This is a genomic window from Marinomonas sp. PE14-40 (genome assembly GCF_051623805.1).
Taxonomy (GTDB): Bacteria; Pseudomonadota; Gammaproteobacteria; order Pseudomonadales; family Marinomonadaceae; genus Marinomonas.
Genome location: NZ_CP130700.1, coordinates 1,338,570 through 1,357,043, shown reverse-complemented (window position 1 = coordinate 1,357,043; position 18,474 = coordinate 1,338,570). Strand labels below are relative to the sequence as shown.

Annotated in this window: 18 protein-coding genes, 2 tRNA genes and 1 pseudogene; 18 read left to right on the top strand and 3 right to left on the bottom strand. The window is 40.9% G+C overall.

Annotation, left to right across the window (positions count from 1 at the left end; genetic code table 11):
* Window positions 1-82: 82 nt before the first annotated feature.
* Window positions 83-721, bottom strand: a complete 639-nt coding sequence (locus Q0A08_RS06245; RefSeq protein ID WP_438465617.1) for an OmpA family protein — start codon at window positions 719-721, stop codon at window positions 83-85.
* A gap of 338 nt (window positions 722-1,059) precedes the next feature.
* Between Q0A08_RS06245 and aspS the strand changes: the two genes are divergently transcribed.
* The 13 genes from aspS to nadA all read left to right on the top strand — a co-directional run bounded on the left by aspS (window position 1,060) and on the right by nadA (window position 11,359).
* Window positions 1,060-2,829, top strand: a complete 1,770-nt coding sequence (gene aspS / locus Q0A08_RS06240) for an aspartate--tRNA ligase (RefSeq protein WP_438465616.1) — start codon at window positions 1,060-1,062, stop codon at window positions 2,827-2,829.
* Between the two features lie 134 nt (window positions 2,830-2,963).
* The gene (ruvC, locus tag Q0A08_RS06235) at window positions 2,964-3,515 is read left to right on the top strand and encodes a crossover junction endodeoxyribonuclease RuvC (protein ID WP_438465615.1); all 552 of its coding nucleotides are present in this window, start codon (window positions 2,964-2,966) and stop codon (window positions 3,513-3,515) included.
* Complete coding sequence (ruvA, locus tag Q0A08_RS06230) at window positions 3,512-4,111, top strand: Holliday junction branch migration protein RuvA (protein WP_438465614.1); 600 nt, start codon at window positions 3,512-3,514, stop codon at window positions 4,109-4,111. Before ruvC ends, ruvA begins: the two co-directional genes overlap by 4 nt.
* A 9-nt stretch (window positions 4,112-4,120) precedes the next feature.
* The gene (gene ruvB / locus Q0A08_RS06225) at window positions 4,121-5,149 is read left to right on the top strand and encodes a Holliday junction branch migration DNA helicase RuvB (RefSeq protein WP_438465613.1); all 1,029 of its coding nucleotides are present in this window, start codon (window positions 4,121-4,123) and stop codon (window positions 5,147-5,149) included.
* Window positions 5,150-5,158: 9 nt separating this feature from the next.
* Window positions 5,159-5,839, top strand: coding sequence for a protein TolQ (gene tolQ, locus Q0A08_RS06220; protein ID WP_438465612.1), 681 nt, complete (start codon window positions 5,159-5,161; stop codon window positions 5,837-5,839).
* Window positions 5,839-6,267 (top strand): protein TolR, encoded by a 429-nt coding sequence (gene tolR / locus Q0A08_RS06215; protein WP_438465611.1) that lies wholly within the window; start codon window positions 5,839-5,841, stop codon window positions 6,265-6,267. The genes tolQ and tolR overlap by 1 nt, the downstream gene beginning before the upstream one ends.
* Complete coding sequence (tolA, locus tag Q0A08_RS06210; protein ID WP_438465610.1) at window positions 6,267-7,298, top strand: cell envelope integrity protein TolA; 1,032 nt, start codon at window positions 6,267-6,269, stop codon at window positions 7,296-7,298. The genes tolR and tolA overlap by 1 nt, the downstream gene beginning before the upstream one ends.
* Window positions 7,298-8,596: a Tol-Pal system beta propeller repeat protein TolB gene (gene tolB / locus Q0A08_RS06205; protein ID WP_438465609.1), complete on the top strand. Its 1,299-nt coding sequence runs from the start codon at window positions 7,298-7,300 to the stop codon at window positions 8,594-8,596. The genes tolA and tolB overlap by 1 nt, the downstream gene beginning before the upstream one ends.
* Before the next feature lie 21 nt (window positions 8,597-8,617).
* On the top strand, window positions 8,618-9,256 hold the full coding sequence (gene pal, locus Q0A08_RS06200) for a peptidoglycan-associated lipoprotein Pal (RefSeq protein WP_438465608.1): 639 nt from the start codon (window positions 8,618-8,620) through the stop codon (window positions 9,254-9,256).
* Window positions 9,256-10,047, top strand: coding sequence for a tol-pal system protein YbgF (gene ybgF, locus Q0A08_RS06195; RefSeq protein ID WP_438465607.1), 792 nt, complete (start codon window positions 9,256-9,258; stop codon window positions 10,045-10,047). The genes pal and ybgF overlap by 1 nt, the downstream gene beginning before the upstream one ends.
* A 40-nt stretch (window positions 10,048-10,087) precedes the next feature.
* A tRNA-Lys gene (locus tag Q0A08_RS06190) sits at window positions 10,088-10,163 on the top strand.
* 28 nt (window positions 10,164-10,191) lie between these two features.
* Window positions 10,192-10,267, top strand: a tRNA-Lys gene (locus Q0A08_RS06185).
* A 42-nt stretch (window positions 10,268-10,309) separates the two neighbouring features.
* Window positions 10,310-11,359, top strand: coding sequence for a quinolinate synthase NadA (nadA, locus tag Q0A08_RS06180; protein WP_438465606.1), 1,050 nt, complete (start codon window positions 10,310-10,312; stop codon window positions 11,357-11,359).
* A 35-nt stretch (window positions 11,360-11,394) separates the two neighbouring features.
* On the opposite strand, the gene Q0A08_RS06175 is transcribed toward nadA, so the two are convergent.
* Window positions 11,395-12,780 carry a M48 family metalloprotease gene (locus Q0A08_RS06175; RefSeq protein WP_438465605.1) on the bottom strand — a complete coding sequence of 462 codons (1,386 nt, stop codon included), beginning with the start codon at window positions 12,778-12,780 and terminating at the stop codon, window positions 11,395-11,397.
* 65 nt (window positions 12,781-12,845) lie between these two features.
* Between Q0A08_RS06175 and Q0A08_RS06170 the strand changes: the two genes are divergently transcribed.
* The 3 genes and pseudogenes from Q0A08_RS06170 to Q0A08_RS06160 all read left to right on the top strand — a co-directional run bounded on the left by Q0A08_RS06170 (window position 12,846) and on the right by Q0A08_RS06160 (window position 15,603).
* The gene (locus Q0A08_RS06170) at window positions 12,846-13,082 is read left to right on the top strand and encodes a sulfurtransferase TusA family protein (RefSeq protein ID WP_438465604.1); all 237 of its coding nucleotides are present in this window, start codon (window positions 12,846-12,848) and stop codon (window positions 13,080-13,082) included.
* Between the two features lie 29 nt (window positions 13,083-13,111).
* A complete protein-coding gene (locus tag Q0A08_RS06165; RefSeq protein ID WP_438465603.1) occupies window positions 13,112-14,176 on the top strand; it encodes an AI-2E family transporter in 1,065 nt (354 codons plus the stop codon).
* Window positions 14,177-14,261: 85 nt separating this feature from the next.
* Window positions 14,262-15,603, top strand: a pseudogene (locus Q0A08_RS06160) (IS1182 family transposase).
* A gap of 241 nt (window positions 15,604-15,844) precedes the next feature.
* Here the strand turns inward: Q0A08_RS06160 and bcp are convergent.
* Entirely contained in the window at window positions 15,845-16,294 is a 450-nt protein-coding gene (bcp, locus tag Q0A08_RS06155) for a thioredoxin-dependent thiol peroxidase (RefSeq protein ID WP_438465602.1), read from the bottom strand.
* 179 nt (window positions 16,295-16,473) lie between these two features.
* Here bcp and dapA point away from each other — a divergent pair, with 179 nt between their 5' ends.
* On the top strand, window positions 16,474-17,352 hold the full coding sequence (dapA, locus tag Q0A08_RS06150) for a 4-hydroxy-tetrahydrodipicolinate synthase (RefSeq protein ID WP_438465601.1): 879 nt from the start codon (window positions 16,474-16,476) through the stop codon (window positions 17,350-17,352).
* On the top strand, window positions 17,352-18,446 hold the full coding sequence (locus tag Q0A08_RS06145) for a hypothetical protein (protein WP_438465600.1): 1,095 nt from the start codon (window positions 17,352-17,354) through the stop codon (window positions 18,444-18,446). Before dapA ends, Q0A08_RS06145 begins: the two co-directional genes overlap by 1 nt.
* The last annotated feature ends 28 nt before the right edge of the window (window positions 18,447-18,474 follow it).

Sequence of the window (18,474 nt, the reverse complement as noted above, 5' to 3'; positions counted from 1 at the left end):
TAAGGGGTTAGGTTACTTAAGTATAGAAAGGTTTATTTAATTGAGGTTCATTGTCATAAAAAATTAATAAAGGACAGGTTTGCTAAATGTTTAGATTTTTAGATTCTGAGGAGTCAACAGTGTAAATCGTCCAGCGTTTTTCAGTTAATTTAAGCTCTTTGATATTAATGTGGCTGACCTCAGCGGTAACACGACGATTGGTGGCGCGGCCTATTGGGGAGTCATTATCTGCGATTGGCTGGCTTTCACCATAACCTACTGCCTTGATACGATTAGGTGCTATGGTGAACTTTTCAACTAATGCCTGTTTTATTGCATTAGCACGGTTTTGAGAGAGAACTAAGTTTTTTGTCTCATCACCTTGAGAATCCGTATGGCCTTCTATCACAACATCCGTTGATTTAAATTGTTGTAAAAACTTGCCTAGCTTCAATAAGCCTTTTAATTCTGAATTTTTTAATAGATGTTTGCTTGTTTCAAAACGCACATCAAGTTTGACTTTATTTTCGATTGAATTACTTAAACTTTTAGAAACAGAGCAGCCAACATTATCGACTTTAGAGCCGGGAGGGGTGTTGGGGCACTTGTCCCGCATAGCAATCACACCGTCTTTGTCATGATCTTTGAAGCGTTGACTAATATCTTTACCAAAGAGTCTTTCTGCAAAGCTAGTCTCTATCATTAAGCTAGAAAAAATGACTATCCATAGCATTTTTTTCATCCATGATCCTTAATCTAGCTCAAGAGGGTTGTTCGGAATGTAGAGTATTACTATTCGTTATATCCAATACCATAGGTGTTTTGTTCTCATTATGTAAAATAATGTAAGGTTTTAGGTGCGGGGGATTTGCGTATTAAATAAATTCTATCTAGGTTTTTTTCATAAATCCTAGAGTGTCGAGAGCTGATCGCATATAATGCTGGGCCTTAAAAATATATTAGTACTCCTTGTTGTTGGTTTTTGACTTTAAATCATCATAAAAGCCTTTAAAAAGACGGCTTTAAAAACAACGGGGAGAAGAAGAATCTCTTACTTAGTAAGTAACAGGAATTAGAATTATGCGCAGTCATTATTGCGGCGAATTAAATGCTTCAAACATTTCTCAAGAAATTACACTATGCGGTTGGGTCCATCGCCGTCGTGACCATGGTGGCGTAATCTTTCTAGATGTACGTGACCGTGAAGGTCTGACTCAGGTTGTTTTTGACCCTGATCGTGCCGATAGCTTCGCACTGGCTGACAGCGTTCGTAATGAATATGTTGTTAAGTTAACAGGTTTAGTTCGTGCTCGTCCTGAAGGTACAGTTAATCCAAATATGGCAACAGGTGAAATTGAAGTATTAGGTACTTCTTTAGAAATCCTTAACGCTGCACAAACACCTCCATTCCAATTAGATGAGCACCAATCAGTTGGTGAAGATGTTCGTCTTAAAAATCGCTTTGTTGATTTGCGTCGCCCTGAAGTACAAGCAAAAATGCGTTTTCGTTCTAAGGTAACGTCTGTACTTCGTAATTACTTAGACGACAATGGCTTCCTTGATATTGAAACACCTATTTTGACTCGTGCGACACCTGAAGGTGCGCGTGACTATTTAGTACCAAGTCGTACTCAACAAGGTAGTTTCTTCGCATTGCCACAATCACCACAGTTATTTAAGCAACTATTGATGGTGTCTGGTTTTGATCGTTATTATCAAATTGCAAAATGTTTCCGTGATGAAGATTTACGTGCGGATCGCCAACCAGAATTTACTCAAGTAGACATAGAAACATCCTTTATGGGTGAAAAAGAAATTATGTCTATGACAGAAGAGATGGTTGTTGGTTTGTTTAAACAACTATTAAATGTTGATCTAGGTACTTTCCCTACTATGCCATATGCTGAAGCAATGGAAACGTATGGTAGTGATAAGCCTGATTTACGTATTCCATTAAAGATCGTCACTGTTTCTGATTTGATGGAAAATGTTGACTTTAAAGTGTTCTCTGGCCCAGCCGTTGACCCTAAAGGTCGTGTGGCGGCGCTTAAAGTGCCAGGTGGTAATGCACTTACACGTAAGCAAATCGATGCTTATACTAAGTACGTTAGTATTTATGGTGCTAAAGGATTGGCTTACATCAAGGTAAACGACAAATCTAATCTTGAAGAGGGTTTGCAGTCTCCGATTGTTAAGTTCTTGCCAGTTGAAGTGCGCCAGCAGTTGCTTGAGCGTCTAGATGCACAAGATGGTGATTTAATCTTCTTTGGCTCTGATTCAGAGAAGGTAGTGAATGAAGCGCTAGGTGCTTTACGTTGTAAGCTTGGTGAAGATCTTGAGCTTTATACTTGTGAGTGGGCGCCTCTTTGGGTTGTTGACTTCCCTATGTTTGAAGAAACGTCAGATGGTGGCATTACCGCAATTCATCACCCATTCACCGCGCCGTCATGTTCAATTGAAGAGTTGAAAGCTAATCCGCTAACTGCTCTTTCACAAGCCTATGACATGGTGCTCAATGGTACTGAGCTAGGTGGTGGTTCTATCCGTATTCATCAAAGCGATATGCAACAAACAGTATTTGAATTGTTGAACATTGATGAGGCTGAGCAAGAAGAGAAATTTGGCTTCTTACTTGATGCGCTTAAATTTGGTGCACCTCCACATGGTGGTTTGGCATTCGGTCTAGATCGTCTTGTTATGTTGATGACAGGTTCGGCTTCTATCCGTGATGTTATTGCTTTCCCTAAAACGCAAAGTGCAACATGTTTGTTGACACAAGCGCCAGGTGAAGTAAGTGAAAAGCAATTAAAAGAGTTGAGCATTCGTGTACGTAAACCTGTTGTAGAATAAGGTTTTTAGACGAATTTTAATAAAAGGGCCGCTTATGCGGCCTTTTTTTTGATTTAATGGTGAAATTCAGTTGAATCTTAAGGGTCATACTGTTGAAATATACAGTTAAATTTATGGATCACTGAGGTGTGTTTTTGACTCGAATATTAGCAATTGATCCAGGTTCACGTATTACGGGTTTCGGAATTATTGATGTGCAGGGAAGGCAGATTCAATATGTCGATAGCGGTTGTATTCGTTTGCCAGACGATGTCTTGGCTGAACGACTAAAAAATATTTATACCAATGTCAGTGAGTTGTTATCACGCTATCAGCCGCAAGAGTTTGCAATAGAGGAAGTGTTTTTAGCAAAAAATGCAAACTCAGCCTTAAAGCTTGGGCAGGCCCGTGGTGCGGCTATTGTGGCTGCGGCTATGGCAGGTTTGCCTGTTGCAGAGTATGCCGCTAAGCGAGTAAAGCAATCTGTTGTAGGAAGTGGTGCTGCTGATAAAGAACAAGTGCAGCAGATGGTGCAGTTATTGCTTAAATTAGAAAAGGCGCCTCAAGCAGATGCTGCTGATGCGTTAGCAATTGCCATGTGTCATGCCCATACGCGAACTTCTTCAGGGCTTGAGTATGGTGTTGGTAAGCGTGCAGCAAGATCAGGAAAGCGTTGGTCAGAATTGGATATAAGGAATCTTAAGTGATAGGTCGTTTAGTTGGGTATTTGGTAGAAAAAGTGCCGCCAGAGTTAATGATAGATGTGAATGGTGTAGGTTATGAGTTAACTGCTTCTATGACGACTTTTTATGAGTTGCCAGCGATAGGAGATAAGGTCACACTTTATACTCATTTTCAGGTTAAAGAAGATTCCCAAAGTCTTTATGGTTTTAAGGGTAAAGATGAAAGGGCCTTATTTCGTATTTTAATTAAGGTAAATGGCGTTGGGCCAAAAATGGCGCTCAGTGTGTTATCAAGTATGTCCAGTGATGAGTTGATTGCAAATGTGCAAGACTCAGATGTTACTGCTCTAACGCGTATACCTGGCGTCGGTAAAAAAACAGCAGAGCGCTTGATTATCGAATTAAGAGATAAGTTAGGGCAAGCTGCTAAACAAGACTTATTTGCAACGCCTGAAGTGTTAAGGCAAGTGCAATCTGACCCAAGGCAAGAGGCAGAGGCTGCATTGGTGTCTTTAGGTTATAAACCTCAAGAGGCGGCAAAAGCCATTGCGAAGGTGCCAGTGTCATCTGATAGTAGTGAGCAGGTGATAAAATCTGCCTTAAAGAACATGCTTAAATAGGCTCTGTACATGATTGAATCCGATAGAATAATTAGTGCTGCATCTGATGCTGTTGAGCTTTCAGGATCTGAATCTCATGTTGATAGGGCGATTCGTCCGAAAATGCTGGATGAATATATTGGTCAGCCTGTTGTTAGAGAGCAAATGGATATCTTTATTCAAGCTGCAAAACAAAGAGAGGAACCGTTAGATCACTGCCTTATCTTTGGGCCGCCAGGGTTAGGTAAAACAACCTTAGCTAACATTATTGCGAATGAAATGGGGGTTGAAATTAAAACTACTTCAGGTCCTGTGCTTGAGCGTGCTGGCGATTTAGCTGCTTTGTTAACTAACCTCAGTGAAGGGGATGTGCTATTTATTGATGAAATTCATCGATTAAGTCCGGCAGTTGAGGAGGTGCTTTATCCAGCAATGGAAGATTATCAATTGGATATCATGATTGGGGAAGGTCCTGCTGCGCGTTCTATTAAAATTGAACTTCCTGCATTTACCTTGGTCGGAGCAACAACGCGTGCTGGCTTATTAACATCACCTTTAAGAGATCGATTTGGCATAGTGCAAAGGCTTGAGTTTTATGATGTTCAGTCGTTAACAACTATAGTGTCTCGCTCATCAGAGAAGATGGGGTTGAATATGGATGCTTCTGGTAGCTTTGAAATTGCTCGTCGAGCAAGGGGTACTCCTAGAATTGCCAACCGATTGTTGCGAAGAGTGAGAGATGTGGCTCAGGTGGGTGGTCATGATATTGTGGCTCAAGAAGTTGCTCAGCGTGCCTTAGATATGTTAAGTGTAGATACTCAAGGATTTGATCACTTAGATAGGCGTATGTTATTGACTATGATAGAGAAGTTTGAAGGAAGGCCGGTTGGCCTAGATAGTATTTCTGCTGCTGTTGGGGAGGATAAAGATACGATCGAAGATGTGATCGAGCCTTACCTTATTCAGCAAGGATTTGTGATCCGTACGCCAAGAGGGCGACAGGTTACGAAAAAGGCATATGAGCATTTTAATTATCAATTGCCAAACGATTTAAATTAGAGGTAGTAAATGTCAATTTGGGGTCTTATCGCGAGTGCTAGCCTTGTTGTTCAGCTAGTCATGTTGTTGTTGGTTTCAGCGTCTGTTTTTTCTTGGGTTATCATTTTTCAGCGTGTGCGAGTGTTAAGAGGGGCTGCAAAAGTTCGTCGTACATTTGAAGATTTGTTCTGGTCGGGTATGGATTTAAGTCAACTTTATCGTCAAGTAACCGCAGAAGGGCGAAGTGTTGAGGGTATTGAAAATATATTTACTTCTGGGATTAAGGAGTTCACGCGACTACGTCAGAGTGCAAATATGGATCCCGATGCAGTAATGGAAGGGGTTCAGCGGGCTATGCGTGTAGCATTAGCGCGAGAAGAGGAAAAACTGGATAAACATTTACCTTTTCTGGCTACCGTAGGATCAACTAGTCCTTATGTTGGCTTGTTTGGAACCGTATGGGGGATAATGCACTCTTTTATTGGTTTGGCAGAAGTACAGCAGGCAACACTTGCCGCTGTGGCGCCGGGTATTGCAGAAGCTTTGATTGCGACTGCAATAGGTCTGCTGGCTGCAATTCCCGCTGTTATCTCTTATAACCGCTTCTCGACGACAGCGGATGCGTTGGCGATTAATTACGAAACATTTTCGGATGAGTTTAGTAGTATTTTACATCGTAAAGTTCATGGTAGAGATGGAGGCGCTGCATAGTGGCTCGCCCTAATCGACGTACGCGCCGTAAACCTATGGCGGAAATTAATGTTGTGCCTTATATCGATGTGATGTTGGTGCTTTTGGTTATCTTTATGATCACTGCGCCAATGTTGACTCAAGGTGTTGATGTTGAGTTGCCAAGTGCTAATGCTGCCCCTATCGAAGACCCACAATCTGAAGTTTTGGTTGCATCGATTGATGCTAATGGTGAGTACTTTGTTGATTTTGGTGGTGAGCAAAAATCACTGCCTTTAGCAGAGTTGCAAAGCAGAGTTAAAAAAGTTATTGCACAGAACCCTAGTCTCCCTGTTCTTGTGAGAGGGGACCGCAGTGTTGCTTATGGCGATGTTATTGGGCTGATGGTGGCGTTGCAGGCTGCAGGTGTGCCTAATGTGGGGCTGGTAACAGAACCTGAGGCACCTTAATGAAGTTTTTCAGTAAAGATAGTTATGGATTGCCTATCCTACTTGCTATAAGTCTGCATTTGTTATTAATTGTGGTAAGCTTGGTTGCAGTAGATTTTAAAGAAGAACAAGACCTTAGGGTAAATGATAGGCCAGTTGTTCAAGCTAAAGTTGTTGATATTAGCCAAACAATTATAGGTAAAAAGCTTGAGGAAGATAAGGCAAAAGCTAAAGCAAAGGCTTTAGCTGTTAAAAAGAAAGCTCAGCAAGAGAAAAAACGTAAGGCTGCTGAGCAAGCTCTAAAGGAAAGAAAGAAGCAATTAGCGCAGCAGAAAAAGCAAAAACAAGCTTTGGAAAAGAAAGCGAAAGCTGCTGAGAAGGCGGCAAGAAAAGCAGAAGCTGATAAGTTGCAGAAAAGGCAGGTAGCGGAAGCTGAGCAGAAGAAAAAAGCAGCTCAGAAAGCTCAGAAAGCAAAAAATGATGCAAAACAACGTTTAGCTCAGGAAGAAAGGAAAGCTGAAGCAGCAAAAAAGCTGGCTGATTCAAAAAGGCGTGAACAAGAGAAAATAAATAGACAAAAGGCGGAAGTTGAGCGTAAGCGTCTTGAAGCGATTCGAATTGCTGAAGAGCAAAAGAAGCGTCAAGAAGAGGCGCAATTGGCTTTAGCCCAGGAAAAAGCAAGGCAAGAAGCATTGGCTATAGAGTTAGCTTTACAAGAAGAGGCTGAAAAGCAGCAGGAAATTGCCGAAGCAAGTGCCCGTCAATCTATGTCTGCATTGATAGATCAGAGAGTAAGATCTCGTTGGATTAGGCCACCAAATGCCGTTAATGGGATGAAGACACAGTTAAAAATCTTCTTTTTACCAACGGGTGAAGTTGATTTAGTTAATGTAACTAAATCTAGTGGAGATGCACTATTTGATCAAAGGGCTGTAGATGCCGTATACAAAATGGGCCGTATTGAAGAGCTGGCTGAGCTTGATCCTTTTGTATTTGAGCGAAACTTTAGATCGATTGACTTAATTTTTAATCCTCAGGATTTGAGACGCTAATGAGAAAATTGAAATATTTTTCGCTAAGTTTGATGATAATGTTGTTATCGAACTTGGCAAAAGCACAATTGGTTATTGAAATTACAAGTGGTGCTGACCAGTTATTGCCTCTTGCTGTTGTCCCTTTTGCCTATGAAGGTAGAGGCGCTTTGCCTGCAGATGTAGCGCAAATTATTGAAAATGATTTGAAGCGTAGTGGCTTATTTGAGGCAATTCCAAGAACAAATATGTTAAGTCTGCCATCTAAGAAAGAAGATGTGCATTTTCGAGATTGGCGTTTATTAAAAAGTGACTATGTTGTTATTGGTGATATCAAACAAATTGATAATGAAAACTTTGAAATCAACTTTGAGTTAATTAATGTACTTAGTCAGCAAACAGTAGAAAAGCATACTGGGTTAGCGGTTAAATCTAGTGGCATGAGAGATGCTGCCCACTATATTAGTGATAAGATTTATCAGTTACTTACTGGCGTTCGTGGTGCTTTTAGTACGCGTATTTTATATGTGACAGCTGAGGGTAATAGAGCTGCGCCAACTTATCGCTTGCAAGTTGCCGATGCGGATGGTCATAGGCCTCAAGTAATTGTTGAGTCTGAAGAGCCTATTTTATCTCCATCTTGGAGTCGTAATGGTCGTTTTATTACCTATGTAATGTTTAGAGATAGGCGTCCAAATATATTTGTTCAGGAGCTTGCGACAGGTAAAAGGCAAAAAATTGCTCAATATAAAGGGCTTAATGGCGCGCCTGCATGGTCTCCAGATGGTAGGCAATTAGCGTTAGTCTTGTCGAAAGATGGTAATCCAGAGATTTATATCTTTGATATAGCAACACAAAAATTACAAAGAGTTACTAATCATTATTCAATCGATACTGAACCAAGCTGGGAGCCAGATGGTAAGGGTATTGTTTTTACCTCTGATAGAGGTGGTAACCCACAAATCTATCGTGTCGATATTAACTCTAAAGCCGTTGAACGCGTTACTTTTGAGGGCGATTTAAATACCCGAGCGAGAATGACGCCAGATGGACGATATCTAGTTACAGTGCAAAAAAATGATGGAAATTATCATGTTGCCTTACAAGATATGAAAAATGGTCGTGTACAAATTTTAACAGAAACCTACCTAGATGAGTCTCCAAGTATTGCCCCTAACGGTAGTATGGTGATGTATGCAACTACGCATAATGGGAAAGGTATTTTGGCAGTAGTTTCCGTTGATGGTCTGGTTAAATATAGGTTACCATCAGCGGCAGGTGAAGTAAGGGAGCCTGCATGGTCTCCTTTCTTTGAGTAGAGTCCCCCTAAGGAGTGAAGAATGAGCGTTAATAAACTAGGTAAAATGGCTGTAATTGGTCTTTCTGCAGCTTGGATTGCAGGTTGTAGTACCACAGCAACTGAGACTGATTCTTCTTCAGTGTCAGAAGCTGAAGCGAATAGTGTGGCGGCTGAGTCTTCAGCTGCGAATGCAACTGGTTCTACAGGTAATGCTGGTGATGAATCTTTTGGTGCAAATGGTAACGGTGATTTATCTAGCGTAATTGTTGACGGTAACGGTAATGTTGTATCTGCAGATACAGCGGCTGCTGCTGAAACAGCTGCGGCAAATGCCAAGGATATGCTTGTAGGCGTTGCTCATGTTTTCTATTTTGATTTTGATAAATCAATTGTACGTCCAGAAGCTCGTGAAGCTTTAGCTAAGCATGCAAAATATCTTGTTGCAAATCCAGATGCGCGTGTTGTTCTAGAAGGTCATGCTGATGAGCGTGGTACTCGTGAATACAATATGGCACTAGGTGAGCGTCGTGCTAAAGCTGTTAGTCGTTATTTGACTATTCAAGGTGTTGCTGCTGCTCAAGTCGAATCAGTAAGTTTCGGTGAAGAAAAGCCACTTGAATTTGGTCATAACAAACAAGCTTGGCAAGCTAACCGTCGCGTAGAAGTGCGTTACGAATAATGTTAGCCGTGACTCATAATCTTCGCTCTATCGCAATGGCGCTGTGTTTCACAGCGCCATTGGCGTTTGCTGAGGGTGAGCCCAGTGCTTTGTCGGTAAGTGCCGCAGCTGAGTTATTGTATCAAATAGAAAACCTGCAACTTGAGGTGCAATCCTTAAGAGGTACGGTTGAGCAGCAGCAGCATGAGCTTTCTAAAATGAAAGCGAGTCAAAGGGATAGGTATATCGATCTTGATAAGCGAATCTCATCTTTGATGAGAGCTGCTCAGGAGCGACCTGTTGCCCCTGTGGTTTCTATTGAAACAGCAACAGCGAATTCAGATGCCTTGCCTGTAAGTAATGACTCCGTCGGTCTTGTTATTCAGCCTGAACAGGTTGAGATTGTCGATGCGCCTCGTATTATTGAGCCAGCAAATGCTGAAACGTTAGCTGAATATAAAGCGGCATACTCTCTTGTGCGTAACAATGAGAACGCAAAGGCAGAGTTAGCTTTTGTTGACTTCATTGGAAAGCATCCAAATAGTGAATTATCTGGTAATTCATATTATTGGCTTGGGTTGTTGAAGTTAAATTCAGGTGATCCAGTTTCTGCAATTGATCAATTTAAATCTGTAATTGCTCAATTTCCTGGACATGATAAAGAGACTGACACCTTATACCGTTTAGGTTTTGCATACCTAAAGCTTGACGATAAAGAGACAGCTAGAGGTTATCTGGTTGATGTTATTGAGCGTTTTCCTAGTAGTAAAGCCGCTAAATTAGCAAAAAATCTCTTATCTAATATAAAATAGCTTGTATTTCCCAATGGGTTCTGTATTATTCGCGCCCGTTGGGTCGTTAGCTCAGTTGGTAGAGCAGTTGACTTTTAATCAATTGGTCACTGGTTCGAATCCAGTACGACCCACCAACAATCTTTTATCTACTTCAGGTAGTCTGGGTCGTTAGCTCAGTTGGTAGAGCAGTTGACTTTTAATCAATTGGTCACTGGTTCGAATCCAGTACGACCCACCAACTTTCAATATCTAATCCCGAGTTTTAGTTAGGGGTAATGACATGTCGAACGTCCTCGATAAAGAAGCCTTAAGAGAAACGGTTCAACAACATCTCTCTTCTGCAGAACAAGTCTTAAAAATGCCTTCAGAAAATGAAGATGCATTGCGCGCTGAAATAAAATCCCTTCTTAAAGCTAAAGATGCTGTGCTCGTTGCTCATTATTATTGTGATGATGATATTCAGGCGTTAGCTGAAGAAACTGGCGGTGTTATTGCTGACTCTTTAGAGATGGCCAGATTTGGTGCAAATCATGATGCATCAACGCTTGTTGTGGCTGGTGTTAAGTTTATGGGTGAGACTTCTAAGATTCTTAGTCCTGAAAAAACAGTGTTAATGCCTACATTAGAAGCTACATGCTCATTGGATATTGGTTGTCCAATTGATGAGTTCTCAGCTTTCTGTGATCAATACCCAGATCGTAAAGTCGTTGTATACGCAAATACCTCTGCCGCTGTTAAGGCACGTGCTGACTGGGTTGTCACATCAAGTATTGCGCTTCAAGTTGTTGAACATTTAGTTGATCAAGGTGAAAAGATTATCTGGGGTCCAGATCAGCATCTTGGTGGCTATATTCAAAAGCAGACTGGTGCCGATATGATTCTTTGGGACGGTGCGTGTATCGTTCATGAAGAGTTTAAAGCAAAAGGTATTTTAGACCTTAAAGCAATTTACCCTGATGCTGCTGTACTTGTTCATCCAGAATCTCCGGAGCCAGTTGTTGATGTGGCTGATGTCGTTGGCTCTACATCACAACTTTTAAAAGCTTCGAGAGAAATGACAAACTCAAGCTTCATTGTGGCAACTGACCGCGGTATTTTTTATAAAATGAAGCAGGCTTCTCCTGATAAGCAGTTTCTTGAGGCGCCAACAGCGGGTTCTGGTGCTACTTGTAGAAGTTGTGCTCATTGTCCTTGGATGGCGTTAAATAGTTTGCAGTTACTAAGGAATGCTTTAGTTGATTCAACAGATGAAATCCATGTTGATGAAATTACCAGAGTGAAAGCCTTGGCACCATTGCAGCGAATGCTAGACTTTCAAGTGCAAAGCTAAATATGAGATGGCCCTGTCACCTAAAGATGGGGTCATCAGTCAAGTTCAATATTATTTCCCTTCTCTAATTCAATTGTGTCGAGTATTTCTTGTTTGATTTTGCTGATGATTTCTAAATCATCAAGATCAGCAACCGATTCAGCTCTTTTTACTAAGTTTAAAGCTGCAAGGCCTTGGCCCTTGCTAAATACTATTCTTGCTTCATATGCTCTTGTGAGTGCAAGGTTTTTGGCTTCTTTTGCTTGGCGTAGATGGATGCGATTGATAATGTCTTTTTCATACTGCATTAACCTGACCTGCTGAGATTGGGTGTTGGTTAGTAGGTGGCTGTCAGGGCTAAGTTCGATAAAAGCCAATTTATTTTTATTAAGGTTGAGTTTGTGTTTAATAATTTTTTGCGCTTGTTCTATCTTGCCGCTGTTAATTAGAATTCGAGTCTTTAGGTAAGCTTGGTTATCCAATGCCATATCTAAATCTTTAGCGAGTAAGTTCGCTTTCGGTCTGTCGTTATTTATTAAAGCGACAAGAGCTTTGGCATAAATTTGGTCGCTTTGAATGTTTATATGTGAGTGGATATAGCTATCAGAATCTAGCATTAGGCTAGCGCGATATGCCAATAGTGTTGCTCTAAATTGATTGAATTGAGTTTGATCTCCTTGCTTTAATACGCTTTGCAAAGGTGTTGTACTTAGGGAGTCTGCTAATCTGCTTTCGGGAATAGGGTGAGTTGATAAAAACTCAATAGGGTCGTGACCTATGGTTCCTTGAAAAAAGGTTAGGAAGAGCTTGGTTGCAGCATGCTCATCTATGCCCGCTCTGATTAGGTATTTTTTTGCTTGCCGGTCGGCTTCTTGCTCTTGAAAGCGGCTATAGCTTAATCTGTTTTCTTGCTGGTTCGCTATGCCGGATAAAAATAAGGCGGAGCTGGCATCGCCTTGAGCGCCCGCTAGTGCTGCGGCTATACCGGCTCCCATCAGTAGCATGGCTTTACTCTTTTCTTGCTCGCTATGCTGGCTTTGTCGTTCGTAGTGCTTAAGGTCTAGATGGGCTAATTCATGTGCAAGTAAAGCTAGCAGTGTTTGTTCGTCATCTATTTTACTTAGCATGTCGCTATAGAGGAACATGTGGCTTCCTGGGAGGACGAAAGCATTGCTTTTAGTGCTGTTTAAAAGTCCAATTTCAATGTTTTTCTGGTAGAGTTCCGTGTACGGAAGAAGCTTAGCTAGTGCGCTTCTAAAGTAATCATATGCAGGTGGGAAGTTTATAAAATGCTTACTACCATGAAGTTTTCTAAACCAATGTTGCCCTAAGATATAGGATGGATTTGAAAGGCTTTGTTCATCAAGATCTGCTTCTAGATTAGGGAGTAAGGTTTCAGCTTTGGGGCTGGATAAAGCAAGGGCGAAAAAAAGGCTTATCATTAGCCTGAAAAATTTTGGTAAAATCATTGTATTAAAAGAGTGTCTTGAGGTTTAGTAGGGTAAAAATGAATAACAAGCAGTATGACGTATTATTGGACGTAAGAGAAGATAAGTGCCCTATGCCATTATTAAAGACTAAAATGGCACTCGCAAAGATGTCATCTCAAGAAGTCTTGTGTGTGTTAGCGAGTGATCCAGGATCTCTTAAAGATATTCCTTATTATTTATCTGTAGTAGATGTTCCATTGTTATTGCAGGAGCAAGTTGATAGTGTATGCCGTTTTTTAATTCAAAAGCCTTAAGTCTCAAAGGCTAAATTAAGCAGGAATCTATGTTAAAAATTGTCGAGTCACTAATAAAGCGCTACTTTTCTGATGAAGAGGCTGTGGTGTTTTTATTGTTGCTAATTACGTGTATTGCCATCTTAGTGTTCTTAGGTAATATTCTCGCCCCTGTCTTGATTGCTGTCGTTTTAGCTTTTTTGTTACAAGGGGTGGTGAGTAAGGTTGAACGAATTGGAGTAGGGCACTTACCTGCTGTCTTGATAGTTTTTCTGTCTTTCACTGCATTGTGTGTGGCATTTATTGGGATAATGGTGCCCGTTATTTGGAAGCAGGCAGGGCGACTGTTGAATGATGCTCCACAAATGTTAACTGACCTTGATGCTGTTGTTAAAACCTTCACATTAGAGCATTTAGAGTATGTAAAGCAGGACTCTATTGATGAAGTTCTAGGTAATATGGCAAATGAGTTGGCTAACCTTGGTCAATGGTTATTGTCTTTCTCCTTATCCAGTATTCCATCAATCATGTCTTTGATGATTTATATGGTGCTTGTGCCGCTTGTTATGTTCTTTTTGATGAAAGATCAGAAGCAGATAATGGTTTGGTGTACAGCTTGGTTGCCTTCAGAAAGGGCGATGATGCGTTCTATTGCGCAAGAAATGAATGATCAAATAGCAAACTATATTCGTGGTAAGTTTATTGAAATGGTGGTTGTGGGTATTGCAACTTATGCTGTCTTTGCTGTGCTGGGATTAAGGTATGCAGAGCTGCTTGCTCTTTTTGTCGGGTTATCTGTTCTTATTCCTTATATAGGTGCGGCAGCCGTTACTGTTCCTGTTGTTATGGTGGCTTTTTATCAATATGGGACCGACTCCGAATTTGTCTATGTTCTGGTTGCGTATCTAGTGGTACAGGCGCTAGATGGTAATGTGCTTGTGCCTTTACTCTTTTCTGAGGCTGTTAATTTGCATCCAGTGGCAATCATTATAGCTGTATTGTTCTTTGGTGGCATTTGGGGGTTTTGGGGAGTCTTTTTTGCAATTCCATTAGCGACTTTAGTTAAAGCAATTATCAATGCTTGGCCAAGACATCATCAAGTTCCCAGTTATTAAAAGAAATAAAAAGGGCACCTAAGTAGGTGCTCAGACTACTGACAAAGTCCTCGCCAATCTAGGCGGGGATTTTTTATAATAAGCCATGCTTAATTCTCGCCCCCAAACCCAGTCTTCTCTTGAGTTCGTCTGTATTGATGAGCTTGTTCCCAAAGATCATTTGCTTCGCAAGATAGATAAGCAGATCGACTTTTCCTTTATTCATGACTTAGTAAAAGATCTTTACTGTCCAGATAATGGTCGTCCTGCACTTGATCCTACTCTCATGTTTAAACTCTTACTGCTTGGTTATTTGTTTGGTGTTCGAAGCGAACGCCAGCTTATACGTGAAGCGCAAGTCAATGTAGCCTATCGCTGGTTCCTCGGCTTAGGGCTCACCGATAAGTTACCTGATGCTTCTACGCTAAGCCAAAACCGCCGCAGACGATTTAATGATTCGGATGTTTATCAGCAAATCTTTGATGAGATTGTGCTTCAAGCTATGCGCAAAAAACTCGTATCTGGCACGGTGCTTTACACCGACTCAACTCATATCAAAGCTAACGCAAATAAAAATAAACATCTTAAAGTGACAGTAAAAGAGGAACGACAAGCTTACTTCGATCAACTCGACGACGATGTCAAAACAGAGCGAACTCGTTTAGGAAAAAAGCCTTAGCGCCATCCAAAAAGGCGCAACCTGAAAAAACGATCAAACAAAGCACAACCGACCCTGATAGCGGCTATATGGTGCGTGACCAAAAGCCTAAAGGTTTTTCTATCTCGATCATCGAACGGTTGATAGTAAAGTCAACATCATCACGGATGTGCATGTTACATCGGGAAATGTACATGATGCGCGCCCTTATATGGCAAGGTTAAAGCGGCAAGAGAAGCGATTTGATTTTGACGTGCAAGCTGTTGGACTCGATGCAGCCTATAACACGGCAGCGCTGTGTAAACAGCTGGAAGATAAAGGGATCTTCCCTGCGATCGCTTATCGCCGCTTAAATCATAAAGCAGGCATGTTCTATAAAAAGGATTATCAATATGATCCTGACACGAATACCTATCAATGCCCACAGGGACAATCTCTTATCTATAAAACAACGACAAGAGAAGGATATCACCACTATCAATCTAACCCAGTGAAGTGTGTCGCATGCCCAGCGCTGAAGCAGTGCACGAAGAACGCGAAATCTGTCAAAACAGTCACACGCCATATCTGGCAAGACAGCAAAGAGAGAGCGAATTTAAAACGTCTGAGTGAGCGCGGTAAGAGAATCTATAAACGGCGAAAAGAAACAGTGGAACGCAGTTTTGCCGATGCAAAAGAGTTACATGGTTATCGTTATGCACGTTTCAGAGGTCAGCCTAAGGTCCAAGCTCAAGCATTAATGACAGCAACAGCGCAAAATATAAAGAAAATAGCCATGCTAACGGGTTAGAGAGAGAAAAGACGTGATAATTACCGCGACGGCATCGTTTTACACTTTATAAAGGCAATAGAAAGGCAGATAAACGTATTAAAAGGGAAATAATTTAAATAGAGAAATAAGACTTCAAAACAACAAACCCCAGATTTTAGCTGGGGTTTGTCACTAATCTGGGCACCTAAGTAGGTGCCCTTTTTTTGGGTTTAAATCTGCTGAACTAGATTATTGTAACGTATGCTACAGGGTACTTAGCTTACGCAAGAATTTGTGCGCTATGTTCTTTGGTTTTAACTTTTTTGATGATATCAGTGATGGTGCCTTCTTCATCAATGATAAAAGTCGTTCTTACTGTTCCCATAAATTCTTTACCCATGAACTTTTTAAGTTGCCATGTGTCGTACAGTTCATGAACTTTTCTTTCTGTATCAGCAAGTAAAGGGAAAGGTAAGTCATGTTTCTTGATGAAATTTTGATGGCGCTTCTCAGTATCTGTGCTGATACCAAGAACAACAAAGTTCTGAGCAATTAAATTCTCAATGTTGTCTCTTAGGTTACATGCCTGTGCAGTACAGCCTGGAGTTGAGTCTTTTGGATAGAAGTATAAAACGACTTTTTTGCCTTTAAATTGGGAAAGAGTGGTTAGCTGGCCGTCTTGGTTTTCGATTTCAAAATCTGGCGCTATTTGCCCTACTTCAAGAGTCATAATTTAATTCCATGCTTTAGAGTGAATAAGCATGAAGTTTAGCAGCTTGCTTAACGAGGTAACACCTTATTAAACCAATAAAAAGACAGGATTTCCTCTTCTTATAAGCAGAGTCTTGTTGTTCTTAAGTTTGTGCAACTGTACTATATGCACGCATAAAATTTTACTGGAGACGCGTAATGATCACTGGCAGCCTTGTTGCTCTAATTACTCCCATGGCAAAAGATGGAAAGCTGGATTCTGTCAAACTGGATGAGCTTATAGAGTTTCATTTAAAAGAGGGAACACATGGTATTGTTGCCGTTGGGACAACAGGTGAGTCTGCAACGCTTGATTATGAAGAGCATGCAAATGTAATTCGTCAAGTGGTAGTAACTGTTGCTGGTAGAGTGCCTGTTATCGCTGGAACAGGTGCTAATTCGACACATGAAGCAATTGATCTTACACAAAGAGCAAAAGATGCAGGTGCTGATGCTTGTTTGTTGGTGACACCTTATTATAACAAGCCGACTCAAGAAGGTTTGTTTCAGCATTTTAAAGCGGTTGCTGAAGCTGTTGATATCCCGCAAATTTTATATAATGTGCCAGGCAGAACGGCTTGTGATATGGATAATGCGACGACATTGCGCTTATCTTCTATTGCTAACATTGTCGGTATTAAAGATGCGACAGGTGACTTAGCTCGTGGCAAGGACTTAATTGAACAAGTCCCTGCAGAATTTGCAGTGTATTCAGGGGATGATCCTACTGCTATTGATCTGATTTTATTGGGCGGTAAAGGGAATATCTCGGTAACTGCAAACGTAGCGCCTGCTAAAACAGCGAAGGCGGCTGAATTGGCGTTACAAGGTAAGGCTGCAGAAGCTAAAGCAGTCGATGCTAGTTTGCTGGGCCTACATAAAAACTTATTTTTAGAATCTAACCCAATACCTGTGAAGTGGGCTTGTGAACAGCTAGGCTTGTGTGACTCAGGTATTAGATTGCCACTTACTTATTTTGCTGAATCATTTCACGCTCCAGTGATCGAAGCAATGAAACAGGCTGAGGTAATTGATTAATGAGCATAGTTAGAATGAATAAATTAGCGGCTGTTGTTAGTGTTACTGCTTTAGTAGCGGGTTGTTCTCTTATTGATGATAAAGCTGATGCTTATCAGCAAAGCCAGACTAATGATGCACAACTTATCGTACCAGAGGGTTCTGTTACGGCAAGAGACAGATTTGTTATTCCAAATGAAGATAAAATTTCAATCACATCTGTTGCTCCAGATCTTTCTATTCCTACCAAGGCGATACCGGATTCATTTTCACCACTGGCTGATTTAGCTGTCACATGGGAAGATGATATTTTATGGATTGATACGCCACTAGAATCAGAAACACTTGGTGCAGTCATAAAGAATTTCTTAGTGTCTATCTACGGTGAAGGTGACCCTGTCGCTGTTAATACGGATGCTGAAATTATCAGTGCGCCAGTGGGTGATCAAGATGTCGGATCATTGCTTAAATTTTATTATAGTATTACTCGATTGTACCCTGATCGTACTGAATATCGATTTGAGTTAGTGGCTGATGCCAAAGGTACAAAAGTTGGTATGCAGTATAGGGTTGTAAGTACTGATAAAAATAGTGATGTGACCTATGGCGATTGGCTGGGCCCTGAGAGCTCCGATCAAGAATATGAATTGGGACTACAGTTTATTTCAGCTGTTTCTCGAGAGGCTTTAGCGCAAGATGAAGAGTTTTCTGCCTCTACAAGATCAAAAACAAATATTTGGGTTACTAGTGAAGGTGACTACGTACTTAAGCTTGATGATTCTTTGGTAAAAGCCGATGTTGCTGCTTTTATTGAGCAAAGTGATTTATATTTGATTTCTCGTAACCCTCTAGAATTGGCATTCGTGACAGAGGGGGAAATTACTAAAGTTGGTGATATTAAACCGCTTAAGTTGCCTTCTAAAACTGAAGGGGGGGAAGATATCGTTTTATTAAACTTGAGATATCGAAACCTTGATGGTGTTAGTTGGCAAAAACGAGTTTATCCTGTGGATTTGATTCAGAAACCTGAAGGTTTGTTTATTGATGCAGATACGTCTGCGACAGAGCTACCCAATGTGGTTTCTTATCGAATTATGTCTGCATTGAAAAAATAACCCCTACAGCAAAATTAAGCGGAGACTC

What these genes read in the sequence shown, in the direction of transcription:
- Q0A08_RS06245 (WP_438465617.1), bottom strand. Translation starts at nt 721, where the DNA reads ATGAAAAAAATGCTATGGATAGTCATTTTTTCTAGCTTAATGATAGAG.
- bcp (WP_438465602.1), bottom strand. Translation starts at nt 16,294, where the DNA reads ATGACTCTTGAAGTAGGGCAAATAGCGCCAGATTTTGAAATCGAAAAC.
- ruvB (WP_438465613.1), top strand. Translation starts at nt 4,121, where the DNA reads ATGATTGAATCCGATAGAATAATTAGTGCTGCATCTGATGCTGTTGAG.
- Q0A08_RS06145 (WP_438465600.1), top strand. Translation starts at nt 17,352, where the DNA reads ATGAGCATAGTTAGAATGAATAAATTAGCGGCTGTTGTTAGTGTTACT.
- tolQ (WP_438465612.1), top strand. Translation starts at nt 5,159, where the DNA reads ATGTCAATTTGGGGTCTTATCGCGAGTGCTAGCCTTGTTGTTCAGCTA.
- tolB (WP_438465609.1), top strand. Translation starts at nt 7,298, where the DNA reads ATGAGAAAATTGAAATATTTTTCGCTAAGTTTGATGATAATGTTGTTA.
- nadA (WP_438465606.1), top strand. Translation starts at nt 10,310, where the DNA reads ATGTCGAACGTCCTCGATAAAGAAGCCTTAAGAGAAACGGTTCAACAA.
- pal (WP_438465608.1), top strand. Translation starts at nt 8,618, where the DNA reads ATGAGCGTTAATAAACTAGGTAAAATGGCTGTAATTGGTCTTTCTGCA.
- Q0A08_RS06170 (WP_438465604.1), top strand. Translation starts at nt 12,846, where the DNA reads ATGAATAACAAGCAGTATGACGTATTATTGGACGTAAGAGAAGATAAG.
- Q0A08_RS06165 (WP_438465603.1), top strand. Translation starts at nt 13,112, where the DNA reads ATGTTAAAAATTGTCGAGTCACTAATAAAGCGCTACTTTTCTGATGAA.
- dapA (WP_438465601.1), top strand. Translation starts at nt 16,474, where the DNA reads ATGATCACTGGCAGCCTTGTTGCTCTAATTACTCCCATGGCAAAAGAT.
- tolA (WP_438465610.1), top strand. Translation starts at nt 6,267, where the DNA reads ATGAAGTTTTTCAGTAAAGATAGTTATGGATTGCCTATCCTACTTGCT.
- Q0A08_RS06175 (WP_438465605.1), bottom strand. Translation starts at nt 12,780, where the DNA reads ATGATAAGCCTTTTTTTCGCCCTTGCTTTATCCAGCCCCAAAGCTGAA.
- ybgF (WP_438465607.1), top strand. Translation starts at nt 9,256, where the DNA reads ATGTTAGCCGTGACTCATAATCTTCGCTCTATCGCAATGGCGCTGTGT.
- aspS (WP_438465616.1), top strand. Translation starts at nt 1,060, where the DNA reads ATGCGCAGTCATTATTGCGGCGAATTAAATGCTTCAAACATTTCTCAA.